We start from the raw sequence: 16,262 nt of genomic DNA on the forward strand, positions 1-16,262 counted from the left end.
CTCTATAGCCTTTTACTCTACTGAGTGAAATATCGTTGCTATGCCACAGCATCGTCAAGCATACTACGCCACATATACCAAGTCGCTACCGTCTGCCAAGGCTGCCAATTATCAGCCAGCTCACGCACTTCAAAACGCGACACCGGCTCACCACTAAAATAATGCTTGGAGACCGCCTTAAGTAGTCTGGCATCCTCCAAAGGTAAAACATTAGGCCGATGTAAATTAAATATTAAAAACATCTGCGCCGTCCATGCCCCAATGCCGCGAATCTGACACAGCTCATTTATCACTTCTTGATCCGACATTTTAGACCATTTTTTAGGATTAACGGTTCTAGCTTCAAAGTGATTAGCAAGATCAATCAAATTACCGGCCTTACGCTTGGCAATACCGATGGCTAACAATTGCTCCACCGTGCGTGCAGAGATACACTGGACGGTAGGTTGCTGACCGCATAATTGAACTAAATTACGCCAGACCTGATTCGCACGAGCCTCGGAAGACTGCACCGAAATCAGCGAGCGCACCAAGGTACTAAAAGCACCTTGCGTGGTGGCGGCAAAGTACTCACCCTCATATTGCTGAATAATTTTATTGAGAATACGGTCATTTGCTTTTAAATGCTCAACCGCCTCATCCCAATACGCCGGCTTTGTGCCTTTGCTAGCCATACTAAATCCTGCGCCACTGGGTCAAACCACCGGGCTTATCCTCTAACTCAATACCGGCTTGCTTTAATTGGTCCCGAATATGATCGGCCAGGGCAAAATCTCGGGCCGCCTTGGCCTCACTACGTTGCTGAATCAAGCCTTCAACCTCAGCCTCAGTTAAGGCACTGTCGCTACTTTGCTCACTACCTAAACGGGTATAGCGTGAGTAAGAACGTAAATAGACCACCGGATCCTGCTGTAAAATGCCTAAGAGGCCGCCTAAAGCACGCATCTGTGCCGCTAAAGCACGATCTCCCTCACGGTTTACCTGAGTTAACATCTCGAATAGAACCGCAATCGCCACAGGCGTATTAAAATCATCATTCATCGCCGCCTTAAAGACTTTGGCGTAATCGCTGTCCCAATCAATTTCAACTGCAGGCTCTACCCCTTCAAAACCGAGATTATTTAAGCCTTGATAAAAACGATCGAGTGCATGTTGGGCGTCATTTAGATTGTCAGGGGCAAAATTTTGCTGACTGCGGTAGTGATTACGTGCGATAAAAAAGCGTAACATCTCCGCTTCACGCACATGATAGGGATAGTCCGCCACCTCGGGATTCGTCTTATCGGTGCCGATCACCTGACGAATGGTCATAAAATTACCCAGTGATTTAGACATTTTGTCATTATCCACCATCAAGGGACCACAGTGCATCCAGTGATTTGCTAAGGTGCCACCAAAGGCTCCCTCGGATTGAGCTATTTCATTTTCGTGGTGTGGAAATTTTAAATCTGGACCACCGCCATGAATATCTAGCGGCATACCTAACAAATCGCGACTCATGGCCGAACACTCAATATGCCATCCTGGACGACCCACACCGTAGGGTGAATCCCACTTACTATCCTCAGGATCCTCTGCTTTGGAGGCCTTCCACAACACAAAGTCCAAGGGATCCTCCTTGGCGTCAGAAATAGCTACACGCTCACCCGCACGCATTTCATCCGGACTACGTCCAGAAAGCTTGCCGTACTCGGGAAAACTGCGAACACGATAATTAACATCACCGTCATCACTCTGATAAGCCAAGCCCTTTTCTTCAAGTGCTTGAATAATTTCCACCATCCCCTGTACATGACGCGTCGCGCGTGGCTCATGATCCGGTGCTTGCACCGATAAGGCACGCTCATCAGCATGCATCGCCTCAGTGAAAAAACTCGTCACCTGATGCAAAGGCTGCTGTGTCGCCACCGCACGACGGATAATCTTATCATCGATATCCGTGATATTGCGTACATAGGTAACCTCATAACCCTGGCAACGCAACCAACGCTGAACCACATCAAAACTCACCAACATACGCGCATGACCTAGATGACAAAAGTCATAAACCGTCATACCACAGACGTACATGCGGATTTTATTTGCTTCAACAGGCTTTAATTCATCCTTGCGACGTGTTAAAGAGTTATATATCAACATAGATTATGAGAAATAAAGTTACAATAGAGGATTAATTTAGATCGTTAAGTATAGCAATCTAACACCTTTTCTGTTGAGTATTGCCCCGATGAATAAGAGAAAGATACCTTTATATATTGCTTTTAGCTTTGCTTTAAGTGGCCTTTATGCACCGGTGTCGGCGCAGTACATCCCTTTGACTGATTTACCTGAAGTACCACTGCAGATGAACGAAGGCGGTCAGGTGATACAAGCCTACCCCCAAGGCGGTGCGGTACCCGTCAGTGATGATCTAAGTTTAGAGATAGCGGATAGTCTCAAGCTAGAACCCTTGGATCAAACACTCTATGATGCGCCCTACGGACAAATCTCGGTCACCCCTATCGAGCTCCATACGCTTAATCAAGCAGCGACAGTACCTGCTGGTAGTACTTCTGCTAGCGGTCTGACCAGCTCAGCACCAAGCAATGCAGCTACGGATGGTGGTTGGCAGGGCTTAGCTAATCTTTTACAAAAGCTAGAACCCAAGGTCGACACCAGTCTGCCCGAGAGCCGTAGTCAATTAAGCAATCGCATTAACGCCCTTATTAATGCAGGACGTTATCAAGCCGCCTTAGATGAAATCAACAAGGTCTTCAGTAGTACTGGCTATATTGAAAGCCCAGGCGAAGATGTACAGTTACGCTTTTTAGAAGCACGTGCCTATAGTGGCTTGGGCCAATACCAACAAGCACTGGCACGCTATAAGGACTTAAACAGCAAGTACCCGGAGCTACCAGAACCTTATAATAACTTAGCCGCACTGCAAATGAGCTTGGGCTTATTGGATGAAGCCTATGAGTCACTCAGCATGGCAACAACACTCCGACCTAACTATGGCTTGGCACAACGCAATTTGGCGATGGTACATTTACTCAAAGCCCAACAAAGCTTTGAGATCGCTGCCAAACAACGGGTTCCCGGCGCTGCTGAGGCCGCACAGTCAATTCGTCAAATCATTGAGAGAGGACAAAGCAAATGATGTTAAAATCAAGCCGTTTAGTCGCATTAACACTAGCGGCCACATTCACTATGGCACCTGCAACGACGGTGCTATCACAAACAAGTAATCAAAAGGATTTAAGTGCTATGTCAAATACACGCGTTAAATTAGTAACTAATATGGGTGATATTGTTTTGGAATTAGATGGTGCTAAAGCGCCTATCACCACGCAAAACTTTCTTGACTATGTGAAAAACGGTTTTTACAGCAATGTGATTTTCCACCGCGTGATTCCTAATTTTATGATTCAAGGTGGCGGTTTTGAGCCAGGTATGAATCAGAAAAACACAAACGCGCCCATTACCAACGAAGCGGATAACGGTTTAAAAAATGATAAGTACACCATCGCCATGGCGCGTACTCAAGATCCGCATTCTGCCTCTGCACAATTCTTTATTAACACCAACGATAACGACTTCCTTAACTTCACCGCTCCTAGCGTTCAAGGTTGGGGCTACGCCGTTTTCGGTAAAGTGGTTGAGGGCACTGAGGTAGTAGATGCGATTGAAAAGGTAGCCACCGGTACCCGCGGTTTCCACGGCGACGTACCACGTGAAGACGTAATTATCCAAAGCGCAGAAATTGTTGAATAAACTGTCTCTCACAGGCACGGTTTATTTGGCCTCAGATATTCATCTGGGGCCCACTATCCCCCGTACTAACCAAGCTTTCTACGACTTTTTAGCAGAGGCTGCAAGCGCCGCCGACAGCTTGATTCTGGTGGGGGATATTTTCAATTACTGGATTGGCGATGATATTGCCATGCACCAGCCAGAGCCATGGTTAACAGAGGCACTCACTCAGCTACAGCGCTTTGCCGCTCAAAAACCGCTCTATTTAATCCGTGGCAATCGTGATTTCCTGATTGGTCACGCCTTAGCCGAACGGCTTGGGGCAAGACTATTAGCCGATCAAATTATTTTACATGTTGATGATCTAGCGGTTTATCTTAGTCATGGCGATGAGCTATGCACCGACGATAGGGGCTTTATGCTCTTTAGAGCATGGACGCGTCAAGCTTGGCTACAACAGCTATTTTTTAAACTCCCGCTCACATGGCGCCTAGCAATTGCCAATAAGGCACGTAAAAAAAGCCAAAGCAAGCAGGCTGCGCCTAATTACCAGCACCAGCGCGGTGATGTGACAGAAGCTGCTGTTAGGCGTGTGTTTGAGCAGCATCCAGGGCTTCATGGCATGATTCATGGACATACCCATAAGCCGCAGCAGCACCTGATAACGCTTAATGGCAAAAGCTATTGGCGTGTGGTGCTACCTGACTGGGAGCTAGATCAAGCAGCTCCCCGCCAGGGCTATGCCATCTTAACTAAAGACGGTGTGCAATTGATCAGCGCTTAAGCCTGCTTTACAAATAACCTAGCGCCCATAAACCAACCACGGCACCAAAAATAATACGGTAAATCGCAAATGGTTTATAACTGAATTTAGAAACAAAGCGTAGAATCGCTCGCACTAACACCAAAGCACTTAAAAAAGCAAAAATAAAACCAACCACGATCGCTGAGATATTTTCATCACTCAGCTGATCACCATATTTATATAGGCTTAGCACGGTCGCCGCCAGCATGGTTGGCATCGCCAAAAAGAAAGAAAACTCAGTCGCCGTGCGACGTGGAATACCGGCAATCATACCGGAAATAATGGTGGCACCTGAACGTGAGGTGCCTGGCACCATCGCCAAACATTGAGCAAAGCCCACCACCAAGGCCTGCTTCCAAGTGATTTTTTCCAGCCCTGCGCCTAGCGGTGTATTCTCATCAATCAACTGATTGGCCTTACTCATATGCGGGCGACTTTCCACCCATAACATAATCAAACCACCGACGATAAGTGTAAACACATAGACAAAGAACTTGCCGTCCAGTAGTTTAGCCACTTGATCAATAATCAATAAACCAATCACCGCTGCCGGCAGAAAGGCCAAAATAAGATTACGCGTCACCAATACATACTTTTGTTCACGCCGCAACAAACCGCCCAACAACTCCAGCAGATAATGACGATAAATCCAAATAACGGCAAGAATAGAGCCAAACTGAATCACGATTTCGTAGACTTTAACCTCACCGGAGTCAAAATTAATCCAATCACCCCAAATAATTAAATGCGCTGTGCTAGAAATCGGTAAAAACTCGCTTAAGCCCTCAATCATACCGATAAATGCGGCTTTTAAAAGATAAATAATATTCATACTCAATGACTTATGGAATTAGCGCTAAGCTACATTGAAAGGCTAAGTCCCTATCGTGCTTACTTAGCCTCATGCGTGAAAATATTTGCGATACTACTTCGCTGCATTTAAGGTCTGCACTAATTGAGCGAAGATCTTGGGGCTAGCGGCGAGTACATTACCCGTACGCATCCAATTCTGCTCCCCTTGCCAATCACCAATTAAACCACCGGCCTCCAACACCAATAAACTACCGGCCGCAGTATCCCAGGCATTTTGCTTAAGACCACAGTAGGCGTCTAAACGACCACAAGCTAAATAAGCCAGCTCTAGCACCGTACTACCTAAGCGACGGAAGCCATTACTGCGACTAATTAATTCATTAATAAACTGCGTATCAGCATGCTCAGCACTAAACTTACTAGCCACGCTAATAATCGCCACATCCAAGCTAGGACAAGGACTGACACGAATACGGCGATCATTTAAAAAGGCCCCGCCCCCACGACTCGCCGTAAAGAGCTCATTGCGATTAGGATCGTAAATCACTGCCTGTTCAATCTGACCACGTACGGCTAAGGCGATGGAAACGGCATAATTAGGAAAACCATGAATAAAATTCTTAGTACCGTCTAAGGGATCGATAATCCAACGATACTCAGAGTCCCCGGTAATACCCGACTCCTCGGCCACAAAGGCGTGATCAGGATATGCCTCACTCAAAATCTGAATAATAGCTTCCTCAGCATGACGATCAATATCGGTGACATAATCGCCTGGACCCTTGGTGGAGATGGAGATTTTATCTAGATGTAAACTGGCACGGTTAATGATATTTCCGGCGCGACGGGCTGCCTTAATGGCAGTATTAAGCATTGGGTGCATGATTATTACAGAACAAGTTTAGTAAAATCACTATTTTAAATGACAACACAATTTTGAGCTACCTAAGCTAGACTTTTCCTAGTAATAGTTAGAAGATAAACAGCATGAGCATCAATTCACTCGCAAGAACACATTTTATAATGACCAATCCCAGCCACCCGGGTAATGTCGGTGCTGCCGCACGCGCCATGAAAACCATGGGTTTTGAGCGATTGCGCTTAGTAAAACCGCACTTTGAGCAGATGATGCAACATGAAGAAGCCATAGCATTTGCCAGCGGCGCCCAAGATGTGCTTGCTAATAGCCTTGAGTTCGCTAGCTTTGAGGAGGCCTTACAAGGCACCACACTCAGCTTCGCACTGACCGCCCGCCCCCGCGATATAGGGCCCAACTGTCTGCATCTACGCGCTGCGGCACAATTAGCCAAAAATCACTTAGCGGCGGATTCAGCGCACCAAGTAGCCGTGGTATTTGGTACTGAGCGTAGTGGTCTGAGTAATGAGCAAATCAGTCATTGTCACTATATTTGCTATATCCCAGCCAACCCCAACTACAGCTCCTTAAACATCGCCCAAGCCATGCAACTCACCGCCTGGGAGCTACGCTATGCTTTGCTTGAGGCAAAAGACAGCGATGAGGCTAGCGCCATCCATGCTGAACCAACTAGCGCTGCGCACTTCCCTGCACCCGCTCAGGATCCCCTAGCACCGCAAGAAAAGGTGGAGGCACTGATGGCCCATTGGCAAGAGGCGCTGGAGGCCATTGAGTTTATTGACCCCGAACGCCCTAAACAAACCATGTTAAAAATGCGTTACTGGTTAATGCGCAGCCGCCTTACGCAAAATGAATGCGATATGTTGCGCGGCGTTTGCACACAAATCCTCAAACACGCCAATTCAGCTTAAGCCATGCCCTCACAGGACTGAAGCGTGACCTTTGTCCTAAGGTAGCTGCCATATATAAAAATAAAGCGCCTTAAACTAAGGCTAAGGCGCTCCCCGAACTCAACGACATCACTGCCTATCCTGTCTACTCCGACTCATCCGCTAAGGCATTTTCAAGGTCTTGCTTAGCATGCGCCACCGAAATATGCTCAACCCGGGTAAAGGGTAAATCAAAGCCCGCAGCCTCAAGCGTTTTGCGTACACCCAACATGATTTTCGACAACTCGTCAAAATACACAGCAGCCGGTACCCATGCACGTAAATTAAGTACTAAGCTATTTTCACGATACTCATTCACATACACAGAATAAGGTAAATCCTTAATCACTTGCTCATTGCGCTCTAATAATCGCTTCAGCAAGGCAATGGCTTCCTCTGTATCTTCACCGTAATGCAGCGCAACGGGTAAATCGATACGACGATTGGCATTACGACTAAAATTAATAATGGTGCTATTCCACACCGTACTATTCGGTATGGTAAGCAAAATACCATTAGCCTGCTTGATACTGGTTAAGAACAAGCCGATTTCCTCAACCGTACCTTCATAATTACCACCAATGCTCACATACTCCCCTTGCGCTAAGGGACGTAAGCTTAACAACATAATGCCCGCCGCAATATTCTGTAGCGTGCCTTGCAAAGCCAAACCAATGGCCACACCGGCCGCACCTAAAGCAGCAATTAAACTGGCGGTCTGCACACCGAACTGGGACAGGACGACCACAATGGTCAAAATACGAATAATCCATTGCACAAAGGAACTAATCATCGGCAATGCGGTGGTATCCACCTTACGCTTGGTATGGCCAAGGCGACGAATGGCTCGACACACCAAATTAGAAATAGCCCACCCTAGTATTAAAATCACAATGGCACTGACAAAGTCGATCACAAACTTTTCCAGTAGCGGGATATATGGACTAATGGTTTCGAACATCAGAACTCCTAATAAAATAGTATTAATTGTCACATTGAGACTTTATACTTAGATGAGCAATAAAAGCAAATCATATTGAAACAGGTTGTAGCAATGTTTAATCAGGTCAGAAATATAATCAGCCCCCAGAGAATCCCTTTTCAAGCATTTGATGATGCCGAAAAAGCGTGGGAGCAATTACACTTTATTTATGAAAGAAACTGCAATTTTATACGTCAACACTTTCATCAATACACCGCTCAAAAGCTACCAGAAAATCAGGCCATTCGTGCCTTTTATCCTGCCGTTCGTTTACAGATCACTCATCACCACGATGTGGACTCACGCCTCTCCTACGGCTTTGTGGAGGGTCCTGGGGTGTATGAGACGACCGTAACACGACCAGATTTATTTAAGCAGTATTTAATTGAGCAAATTACACTCTTAATTAAAAATCACCAATGCAGTGTAGAAATCGGTGAATCCCAAACCCCTATCCCCCTGCACTTTTGTTTTAATCAAAATGAAACCCTCGCCGAAGAGCGTCCAGCTATTTTGACCGATGCTGTGGGTGCGAAAATGCTGAATCACTTTGATGTGCCAAATCTGGCCCAAATTGATGATGCTATTGTCAATGGCACCTACCCCTTAACACCTGGCAAAGCCATGCCACTCGCCCCCTTTACTGCGGCCCGGGTGGATTATTCATTACAGCGTTTACAGCACTACACCGGCACAAAACCGGCGCACTTTCAGCAGTTTATTTTATTTACCAATTATCAGTTTTATGTTGAAGAGTTTTGTCATTATGCCAGGGAACAAGTGCAATCAGATCACTCAAGCTATACCGAACTGGTGTTACCGGGGGATATTCTGGTCGATAAGCTCCTGAGTGCAGAGCAAATCAAAGCAGCAACGGCCGGCGTCAAAAAACCGCAAATGCCTGCTTATCATTTAAAACGAGCCGACGGCAGCGGCATCACACTGGTCAATATTGGCGTTGGTCCTTCCAATGCCAAGACCATCACCGATCATATTGCCGTATTGCGCCCTACCGCTTGGTTGATGGTGGGACATTGCGCTGGACTTCGCAGCAGCCAACAGTTAGGTGATTATGTGTTAGCGCATGCCTATGTGCGTGAAGACCATGTGCTAGATGAGGATCTGCCCCTCTTTGTGCCCATACCCGCCCTGGCAGAGATACAAGTAGCCTTGGAGGACGCGGTTGCCGAAATTTCTGGCTTAAAAGACTATGAGTTAAAACGTATTATGCGTACTGGTACCGTGGCCAGCATTGATAATAGAAACTGGGAGCTGCGTTATCAGGAGGGACCGGTGCAGCGCCTATCTCAATCCCGTGCCATCGCCCTAGATATGGAGTCAGCAACCATCGCAGCCAATGGCTTTCGTTTCAGAGTGCCTTATGGCACCTTATTATGCGTGTCCGATAAGCCATTGTATGGTGAATTAAAGCTGCCTGGCATGGCGACAGAGTTCTATCGAATTCAAGTTGCGCAGCATCTGCAAATTGGTATACGTGCCTTGGAAATACTCAGAAAGATGCCCAAAGAACGTATCCACTCGCGCAAGCTGAGAAGCTTTATTGAGACCGCCTTTCACTAAGCCTTGCTTGCGGTGCTGACATCACATGCACCGCAGTAAGCTTTCACTTGATGCCGGACGCCATCGCGTCCGGCTTTAATAGCACGATCTATAATAGTTTAAGCTTAAATCTGCCCCTTAATTTTCGCTTGCAGGCGCTTAGGATTTTTATGCGCCAGTCATACTATCCTCAACCAGGCTTGGTTGCAAAGCCTAAGACTGTCATATAATATTAAGCACGACATTCGCACAGAATAGCTGCAAGCAAGTGCCAATAAGTCATCGCTTTAACCGCAGCCTTCAAGCCGCACGCGGCACCTCCTAATCAAGTAATAAGTGATAGCTTTAATGACAACGAGTGATTTATCATCCCATACGCCCATGATGCGACAATACTTTAAGCTTAAACAGGAAGCGGGTTCGATGCTGCTGTTTTATCGCATGGGTGACTTTTATGAGATGTTTTATGATGATGCAATCAAAGCCGCACGCCTACTTAATCTCACCCTAACTAGCCGCGGTACCAGTGAGCCTATCCCGATGGCTGGCGTACCGGTGCATGCGATGGAGCAGTACTTAGCCCGTTTGGTCGCCATGGGTGAATCTGTGGCAATTTGTGAGCAGATTGGCGATCCGGCAACGAGCAAAGGCATTGTCGAGCGACAAATTGTGCGCACAGTAACCCCTGGTACCCTCACCGATGACAGTCTGCTACCAAGCAATAGCGATCGTCCACTGTTAGCCATTTATCTTAGTCACAAAGCACGCCACCGTAAATATGGTCTCGCGTGGATGAACTTAGCCAGCGGTGAATTTAGGGTAAATGAATGTGCCATTGATAATTTAGCCTCCGAAGTGCATCGAATTGCGCCAGCAGAAATTATTACAGCTGACTCATTTAAGCTTGAACTAAATTATCCAGCGGCGTATAGCAAAACAGCGGATTGGCATTTTGAGTTAAGTGCTGCCGAGGCCAAGCTTTGCAGCCATTTTTCAGTCGATCGTTTAACCGCCTTCGGCTTAGATGAGCTACCCAATGCTACCATCGCCGCCGGGGCTTTATTAAGCTATGTAGAAAACACACAAAAGCGTAGCCTCTCGCATATCAAACCGATTCAGCCAGATGATACGCAAGACTATTTGATCTTAGATCCAGTCACCCGCAAAAACTTAGAAATTACCCAAACCATTAGCGGTGACAGTAGTCCCACCCTATTTAGTCTGTTAGACCATTGTCATACAGCGATGGGAAGCCGTTTATTGCGTCGCTTTTTGCATCACCCCTTACGCGCCAATGCACCGATTCTAGAGCGCCAGCTTTGTGTACAGGCCTTTTATCATCTCTATACCACACGTCATTTCGATGATCCGATTCAGGGTTTTGAGCGTTTTTTAAAAAACACACCAGATATTGAGCGTGTGGCGACTCGCATTGCCCTTAGCTCAGTGCGACCAAAGGAATTAGCTGCGCTACGCGATGCCTTAGTCAAACTACCTGCGCTATGTGAATTGATTGCGGCAAACTTTAGCGAGACACCGGCGTTACTTAAACTACATACGCTGTTAACAATTGATCCTGAAGCAGCGCAGCTATTACAAGGAGCCATTGCAGCGGAGCCTGCCACGATGCTGCGAGATGGTGGTGTGATTGCCGACGGTTTTGATAGTGAACTCGATGAGTTGCGCCGATTGACGACTGATAGTGGCGAGTTTTTACAACAACTAGAAGCACGTGAACGAGAAAAAACCGGTATTAGTAATTTACGGGTGGAATATAACCGCGTGCACGGCTTTTTTATTGAGGTTAGCAAGGGACAAATCGAAAAAGTTCCCACAGAATACCGCCGTCGCCAGACCCTGAAAAATGTTGAGCGCTATATTACGCCGGAGCTAAAGGCGTGGGAAGATAAAATTCTCTCCGCTAAGGATCGTTGCTTAAGCCGTGAAAAATGGCTTTTTGAGCAATTAATTATACAATTACAAGCCCATGTTGAAGCCATGCATCAGGCCTCGCACGCCTTGGCTCAACTAGACGTGTATAAGGCCCTAGCGCATCATGCCTATGCCAATCAATGGGTACTGCCCGAATTAATTGAGGGACCAATGATTCACATTAGGCAAGGACGTCACCCCATTGTCGAACGCAGCATCGAGCGCTTTACGCCCAATGATTGCCAACTCGATGCACGCCGACGTATGCTGTTGGTGACTGGCCCAAATATGGGTGGTAAATCCACCTATATGCGACAGACCGCCTTAATTGTATTGCTAGCGCGGATGGGTAGTTTCGTACCGGCTGAGGCGGCTCAAATTGGCCTAATTGATCGTATTTTTACCCGTATCGGCGCAGCTGATGACTTAGCTGGCGGGCGCTCCACCTTTATGGTGGAAATGACCGAGGCGGCAACCATTTTAACGGCCGCCACGCCAAATAGCTTAGTGCTGATGGATGAAATTGGTCGCGGCACCTCCACCTACGACGGTCTTGCGCTTGCTTGGGCCATTGCCTGCCGTTTATTGACACATAATCAAGCATTAGTGCTCTTTGCTACCCATTATTTTGAGTTAACCCGCTTGCCAGAACAGTTTGAAGACGTTGCTAATGTGCATTTAAGTGCGGCTGAGTCCGCGCAGGGGCTAGTCTTTTTACATGAGGTTAAAGAGGGTCCAGCCAATCGTAGTTACGGTATTCAAGTGGCACAACGAGCTGGTATCCCCATGGCAGTTATTCGGCAAGCGAAGCGTGAGCTGGATAACTTGGAGTTAAAGGCCGAGGAGCGCCCGCAGCTGGATTTATTTAGTGCCCCGCTAGAGGAAATCAATCAACAAGCAAATGACGATCAGCTTGAGCTAAAAGCGTTTAAAGACAGTCTTGCTGCGATTGATCCTGACTCGCTCAGCCCTCGAGAGGCTTTAGATCTACTGTATCAGCTAAAAAACCAATTCGGTGGGGACTAAGGCTTCTTGCTGCACCTTTGAGGCAAGTACTGGGTGCGCACGATGACTTTATTGAATGATAAAAAACCTAAAGCCTTAGACAAGAAAGAAATTATAGGGTAGAATATCTTTTTTCCCGTGCCAGTAGCTCAACTGGATAGAGCACCCGCCTTCTAAGCGGGCGGTTGTGAGTTCGAGTCTCGCCTGGCGCGCCATCAAACAGAGATAGCTGCCTTAAGATATGATGAGTATTAACAACATATCCACGTAGCTAGCTGAAGTTTTTAAGTAGTAGCGGCCTCTTTCATTGACATAATAAATTTACCTGCTATACTTATTAATTCTTCTGTGGTGACCGTAGCTCAGTTGGTAGAGTCCCGGATTGTGATTCCGGTTGTCGTGGGTTCGAGCCCCATCGGTCACCCCATCAATTTCTTTTCAATTGATCTCCCACACTGACTTAGATTATTTCAATTCTCAACGATGGGAATAGTAAAATAAGCCACGATCCTAGTTGCCCTTAGTTTAAATACAAATTAAATAATTAAAGTTTAAACTAAATAATTATCATCTTGATGGTAATATTATCCCATCTTTAACATGGATAATAAAATCCACGCCCTAGGTATTGGCCATCTAGCACTTGTAAACTAACCCTGTTGTAAGTTCTCCACAGCCCAATATCGTATCAAGCTTAGCAACACCTTCTGAACAATCTAGCAAAAGCGCGATGTACTCCAAAACTAGGCGATTAGTGTGTTGATGGCAATACAGCCATGAAAACATAAAATAAATTTGAAGCAGCAGACTTTAACATCGTTAGCTTTAATGACTTACTGCTTAGTAAGCGTCTGATTGTGCAAACTGATGGAAGATTAGCAATAGTCAGCGATAACAGTTCAGTCTATACCACAGAAGACATTAACGCATAACGAACAGACATAAGCACCTGCAATCGCATTCAAACATTACGAGGACAGAGAAAACAAGGGCAAAGGTATGAGGTATGAGCATTGATTCTTCACCGCCCTATGAAGAAGTACTAAAGTTTCTGAGCACTCAGAAATTTTATGCTGAGGATCTACCGGACTGGTCTTTCTCTAATGACGCTAGCGAAACTTACGAATTATCGTTTGGTCTACTTGATAAGCACAGCTTGGAACGCACAAAATTCATCGTAGAATTATTGATACAATACTCACCAAAGACAAAGAAAAGACTATTTAAATTCACTTTGTTAAAGGTAGAATATAAAAACAAGGGTACTACTCGCTATTACCAATTAGAAACCAAAAGCTTTAAAAATATTAAAAAGAGTTTTGGGCATAATCTGCCGCATGAACATATAGGACGCAATCCCGAGGGGCGCGTGAATGGCTCGTTGGATTGGCTTGATTGGGATTTTGAACAAGCATTTTCCCATTTTTGCTTGCGGGTACGTATTGACTTTGACAAGAGACCACGAGCCCCAGAAACATTTGAGTTATAAGGGCATACTATGATTTGTAAAAGCTTTGCTGAAATGACAGGTTTTGAATGCCAACCCTTAAACGAAGAAGGCACGGTGGCTTACGTTGCTACGCCATTTACTTTTGAGGACGGAGACACGCTCCCGCTTTATGTTGAGAAAATAGCCAACAGTCACATACGATTTTTTGATGATGGAGAGCTTGCTCTGCATTTTCTGGGTAGAGGATTAAGCGGAGCTAAGAAAAACATAACATATAGTTTTTTAAGCGCCATTGCCTCCAAAAACAACTTAACTTTTGAGAAGAATATTTTAGAAAAAACATCTTCAATCGCTGAGGCTTCAATCGGCTTTGCAAGCTACCTAAGCGCCCTTTTAGATATAATCACATGGGAAAAAGAAAACATAAATGTTGATCTTAATATTATCGAGACAATTAAATAGCCCTAAAAGCATGGCGACTTAAATAACCACTTTTCAGCCACTCAAGCCGCAAGCCTATCGCACGACGGGCGTGACATAGGGGTCTGCTATAATAAGCCCTGAGCCTAGCAGCCGCCTTACAATCAACCCATTCCTCACAATCTTTAATGCCCACTCGTATACCATTGTTTAATGATTTTTCCAGCTATCTGAAGCTGTTCCGATTAGCACTGCCTATTATTCTGGCAAATGCTTCGGTACCCTTGCTGGGACTGGTTGATACCGCCGTGATCGGACAAATGGGTCAAACAGCCGATCTGGCGGCGATTGCTTTAGCCTCGCTAATTTTCAGCTTTGTTTACTGGGCTTTCAGCTTTTTGCGCATTGGCACGACAGGCTTTATTTCCCAAGCCGTGGGTGCAAATAACGACGATGAATTGCTGACCATGGTATTTAGAACCCTGATGCTAGGCACCGTTATCGGCTTGGCACTCATCATACTACAGCAGCCCATCCGCAGCATAGCCAGCTATTTTTTATCCGCCAGCCCCGAAGTTAATGCCTTAGTCAAAGACTATTTCATCATTCGCATTTGGGGTGCGCCCGCCACCTTGATCACCTTTGCGCTAATGGGGATTTTTATTGGTCTCGGTTGGACCAAGCAAATTCTTGTGATTCAACTGCTTTTGAATGGCTTGAATATGCTTTTAAACGTGTTCTTTGTGGTGTTTTTATCGATGGGTGTTAAGGGCATTGCGCTTGGCACCTTAATTGCCGAATGGGTGACGCTTGGTTACGGTCTGCTTTTAATTATCAAAAAGCTCGATATACTTCCCCTGCGCTCACATTATCAAAGACTCTCGGCACAAATTTTTGATAGCACTAAAATTAAGGCTTTATTTCTAGTAAATAGCGATATTATGATTCGCACCTTGGCGCTACTTGCCGGTTTTGGCTGGTTCGCTCGTCAAGGTGCGAGCTTCGGTGATGCCACCTTGGCTGCCAACCACATTCTGCTGCAGTTTATTTCCATGGCAACCTATTTTTTAGATGGCTTTGCTAATGTCACTGAAATGCAGGTCGGCCAAGCCTATGGCGCAAGAAAAAGACAACGCTTCTTGCGAGCGGTTATTGATAACAGCGTTATTGCTGCCTTTAGCTCCCTGCTACTCGCCTTATTACTACTTTTCTGCGGCCAATTTTTTATCCAAGCCCTAACGCCGGATGCCGAATTGCAAAGCATCGCCAATCAACATAAAGCCTTTGCTGCTGGCTATATTTTTATCGCCTTTGCAACCTTTCAGCTAGACGGTATTTTTGTCGGTGTGACGGATAGTAAAGCCATGCGCAATTCCACCGTCATCGCCTTTCTAAGCATGCTATTAAGCGGTTATTTACTTATCGGCCCGCTTGCTAATAACGGGCTCTGGTTCGCCTTGATTATATTTGTGATTGTACGTGGTCTAGTGCTATTACGTTACTACCCGAGAATAGTCAATCAAACAAAGTGGCAAGACTAAAAGAGCATTTTACATAAGTTGATCCTGTTATAATTAAGTTATAACGACTAGTTAACAACATAAGGAGTTAAGTATGAAGGGTTTAAAAGGTCATCCTGAGATCATTGACTACATGAACAAGTTGAGACTTTTGCATAAAAGCAGTTAAATACCGGATTTCTGTTCTACTTGGAAATTTTTTGATTTTTTTTGGAAATTTTCGACAAATTTCACCCC

14 protein-coding genes and 2 tRNA genes are annotated in these 16,262 nt (G+C 45.7%); 11 read left to right on the top strand and 5 right to left on the bottom strand.

Annotated elements, in window-relative coordinates:
- Positions 1-38 precede the first annotated feature (38 nt).
- Together A3GA_RS0104715 and cysS are read right to left on the bottom strand one after the other, a co-directional pair.
- On the bottom strand, positions 39-674 hold the full coding sequence (locus A3GA_RS0104715) for a DNA-3-methyladenine glycosylase family protein (RefSeq protein ID WP_018026241.1): 636 nt from the start codon (positions 672-674) through the stop codon (positions 39-41).
- Position 675: 1 nt separating this feature from the next.
- Entirely contained in the window at positions 676-2,139 is a 1,464-nt protein-coding gene (cysS, locus tag A3GA_RS0104720; protein ID WP_026156804.1) for a cysteine--tRNA ligase, read from the bottom strand.
- An 88-nt stretch (positions 2,140-2,227) separates the two neighbouring features.
- Between cysS and A3GA_RS11800 the strand changes: the two genes are divergently transcribed.
- Genes A3GA_RS11800 through A3GA_RS0104735 form a run of 3 tightly spaced genes read left to right on the top strand, consistent with a single transcriptional unit; the run spans position 2,228 to position 4,516 of the window.
- Positions 2,228-3,139 carry a tetratricopeptide repeat protein gene (locus A3GA_RS11800; RefSeq protein ID WP_018026243.1) on the top strand — a complete coding sequence of 304 codons (912 nt, stop codon included), beginning with the start codon at positions 2,228-2,230 and terminating at the stop codon, positions 3,137-3,139.
- Positions 3,136-3,753, top strand: a complete 618-nt coding sequence (locus A3GA_RS0104730; RefSeq protein ID WP_018026244.1) for a peptidylprolyl isomerase — start codon at positions 3,136-3,138, stop codon at positions 3,751-3,753. The genes A3GA_RS11800 and A3GA_RS0104730 overlap by 4 nt, the downstream gene beginning before the upstream one ends.
- Positions 3,746-4,516: a UDP-2,3-diacylglucosamine diphosphatase gene (locus A3GA_RS0104735; RefSeq protein ID WP_026156805.1), complete on the top strand. Its 771-nt coding sequence runs from the start codon at positions 3,746-3,748 to the stop codon at positions 4,514-4,516. The genes A3GA_RS0104730 and A3GA_RS0104735 overlap by 8 nt, the downstream gene beginning before the upstream one ends.
- A 7-nt stretch (positions 4,517-4,523) precedes the next feature.
- On the opposite strand, the gene A3GA_RS0104740 is transcribed toward A3GA_RS0104735, so the two are convergent.
- A complete protein-coding gene (locus A3GA_RS0104740; protein WP_026156806.1) occupies positions 4,524-5,375 on the bottom strand; it encodes an undecaprenyl-diphosphate phosphatase in 852 nt (283 codons plus the stop codon).
- An 87-nt stretch (positions 5,376-5,462) separates the two neighbouring features.
- On the bottom strand, positions 5,463-6,233 hold the full coding sequence (locus A3GA_RS0104745) for an inositol monophosphatase family protein (RefSeq protein ID WP_018026247.1): 771 nt from the start codon (positions 6,231-6,233) through the stop codon (positions 5,463-5,465).
- Positions 6,234-6,373: 140 nt separating this feature from the next.
- On the opposite strand from A3GA_RS0104745, the gene A3GA_RS0104750 reads away from it, so the two are divergent.
- A complete protein-coding gene (locus A3GA_RS0104750; protein WP_018026248.1) occupies positions 6,374-7,138 on the top strand; it encodes an RNA methyltransferase in 765 nt (254 codons plus the stop codon).
- A 124-nt stretch (positions 7,139-7,262) separates the two neighbouring features.
- Here the strand turns inward: A3GA_RS0104750 and A3GA_RS0104755 are convergent, their stop codons facing one another.
- Complete coding sequence (locus tag A3GA_RS0104755) at positions 7,263-8,117, bottom strand: mechanosensitive ion channel family protein (RefSeq protein WP_018026249.1); 855 nt, start codon at positions 8,115-8,117, stop codon at positions 7,263-7,265.
- Between the two features lie 93 nt (positions 8,118-8,210).
- Here A3GA_RS0104755 and A3GA_RS0104760 point away from each other — a divergent pair, with 93 nt between their 5' ends.
- The 7 genes from A3GA_RS0104760 to A3GA_RS0104790 all read left to right on the top strand — a co-directional run bounded on the left by A3GA_RS0104760 (position 8,211) and on the right by A3GA_RS0104790 (position 16,046).
- Complete coding sequence (locus tag A3GA_RS0104760) at positions 8,211-9,719, top strand: AMP nucleosidase (RefSeq protein WP_018026250.1); 1,509 nt, start codon at positions 8,211-8,213, stop codon at positions 9,717-9,719.
- A 327-nt stretch (positions 9,720-10,046) separates the two neighbouring features.
- Positions 10,047-12,656 carry a DNA mismatch repair protein MutS gene (mutS, locus tag A3GA_RS0104765; protein ID WP_018026251.1) on the top strand — a complete coding sequence of 870 codons (2,610 nt, stop codon included), beginning with the start codon at positions 10,047-10,049 and terminating at the stop codon, positions 12,654-12,656.
- A gap of 117 nt (positions 12,657-12,773) precedes the next feature.
- Positions 12,774-12,850 (top strand) — tRNA-Arg (locus A3GA_RS0104770).
- A gap of 136 nt (positions 12,851-12,986) precedes the next feature.
- A tRNA-His gene (locus tag A3GA_RS0104775) sits at positions 12,987-13,062 on the top strand.
- 579 nt (positions 13,063-13,641) lie between these two features.
- Positions 13,642-14,124, top strand: coding sequence for a hypothetical protein (locus A3GA_RS0104780; protein WP_018026252.1), 483 nt, complete (start codon positions 13,642-13,644; stop codon positions 14,122-14,124).
- A 9-nt stretch (positions 14,125-14,133) separates the two neighbouring features.
- Positions 14,134-14,547 carry a DUF1828 domain-containing protein gene (locus A3GA_RS11330; RefSeq protein ID WP_018026253.1) on the top strand — a complete coding sequence of 138 codons (414 nt, stop codon included), beginning with the start codon at positions 14,134-14,136 and terminating at the stop codon, positions 14,545-14,547.
- 146 nt (positions 14,548-14,693) lie between these two features.
- A complete protein-coding gene (locus A3GA_RS0104790) occupies positions 14,694-16,046 on the top strand; it encodes an MATE family efflux transporter (RefSeq protein WP_018026254.1) in 1,353 nt (450 codons plus the stop codon).
- Positions 16,047-16,262 lie beyond the last annotated feature (216 nt).

It is taken from the genome of Oligella urethralis DSM 7531, assembly GCF_000372065.1.
Classification (GTDB): domain Bacteria; phylum Pseudomonadota; class Gammaproteobacteria; order Burkholderiales; family Burkholderiaceae_B; genus Oligella; species Oligella urethralis.

What these genes read in the sequence shown, in the direction of transcription:
- A3GA_RS11800 (WP_018026243.1), top strand. Translation starts at nt 2,228, where the DNA reads ATGAATAAGAGAAAGATACCTTTATATATTGCTTTTAGCTTTGCTTTA.
- A3GA_RS0104755 (WP_018026249.1), bottom strand. Translation starts at nt 8,117, where the DNA reads ATGTTCGAAACCATTAGTCCATATATCCCGCTACTGGAAAAGTTTGTG.
- A3GA_RS0104790 (WP_018026254.1), top strand. Translation starts at nt 14,694, where the DNA reads ATGCCCACTCGTATACCATTGTTTAATGATTTTTCCAGCTATCTGAAG.
- cysS (WP_026156804.1), bottom strand. Translation starts at nt 2,139, where the DNA reads ATGTTGATATATAACTCTTTAACACGTCGCAAGGATGAATTAAAGCCT.
- A3GA_RS0104780 (WP_018026252.1), top strand. Translation starts at nt 13,642, where the DNA reads ATGAGCATTGATTCTTCACCGCCCTATGAAGAAGTACTAAAGTTTCTG.
- A3GA_RS0104745 (WP_018026247.1), bottom strand. Translation starts at nt 6,233, where the DNA reads ATGCACCCAATGCTTAATACTGCCATTAAGGCAGCCCGTCGCGCCGGA.
- A3GA_RS0104715 (WP_018026241.1), bottom strand. Translation starts at nt 674, where the DNA reads ATGGCTAGCAAAGGCACAAAGCCGGCGTATTGGGATGAGGCGGTTGAG.
- A3GA_RS0104750 (WP_018026248.1), top strand. Translation starts at nt 6,374, where the DNA reads ATGACCAATCCCAGCCACCCGGGTAATGTCGGTGCTGCCGCACGCGCC.
- A3GA_RS0104730 (WP_018026244.1), top strand. Translation starts at nt 3,136, where the DNA reads ATGATGTTAAAATCAAGCCGTTTAGTCGCATTAACACTAGCGGCCACA.
- mutS (WP_018026251.1), top strand. Translation starts at nt 10,047, where the DNA reads ATGACAACGAGTGATTTATCATCCCATACGCCCATGATGCGACAATAC.
- A3GA_RS11330 (WP_018026253.1), top strand. Translation starts at nt 14,134, where the DNA reads ATGATTTGTAAAAGCTTTGCTGAAATGACAGGTTTTGAATGCCAACCC.
- A3GA_RS0104760 (WP_018026250.1), top strand. Translation starts at nt 8,211, where the DNA reads ATGTTTAATCAGGTCAGAAATATAATCAGCCCCCAGAGAATCCCTTTT.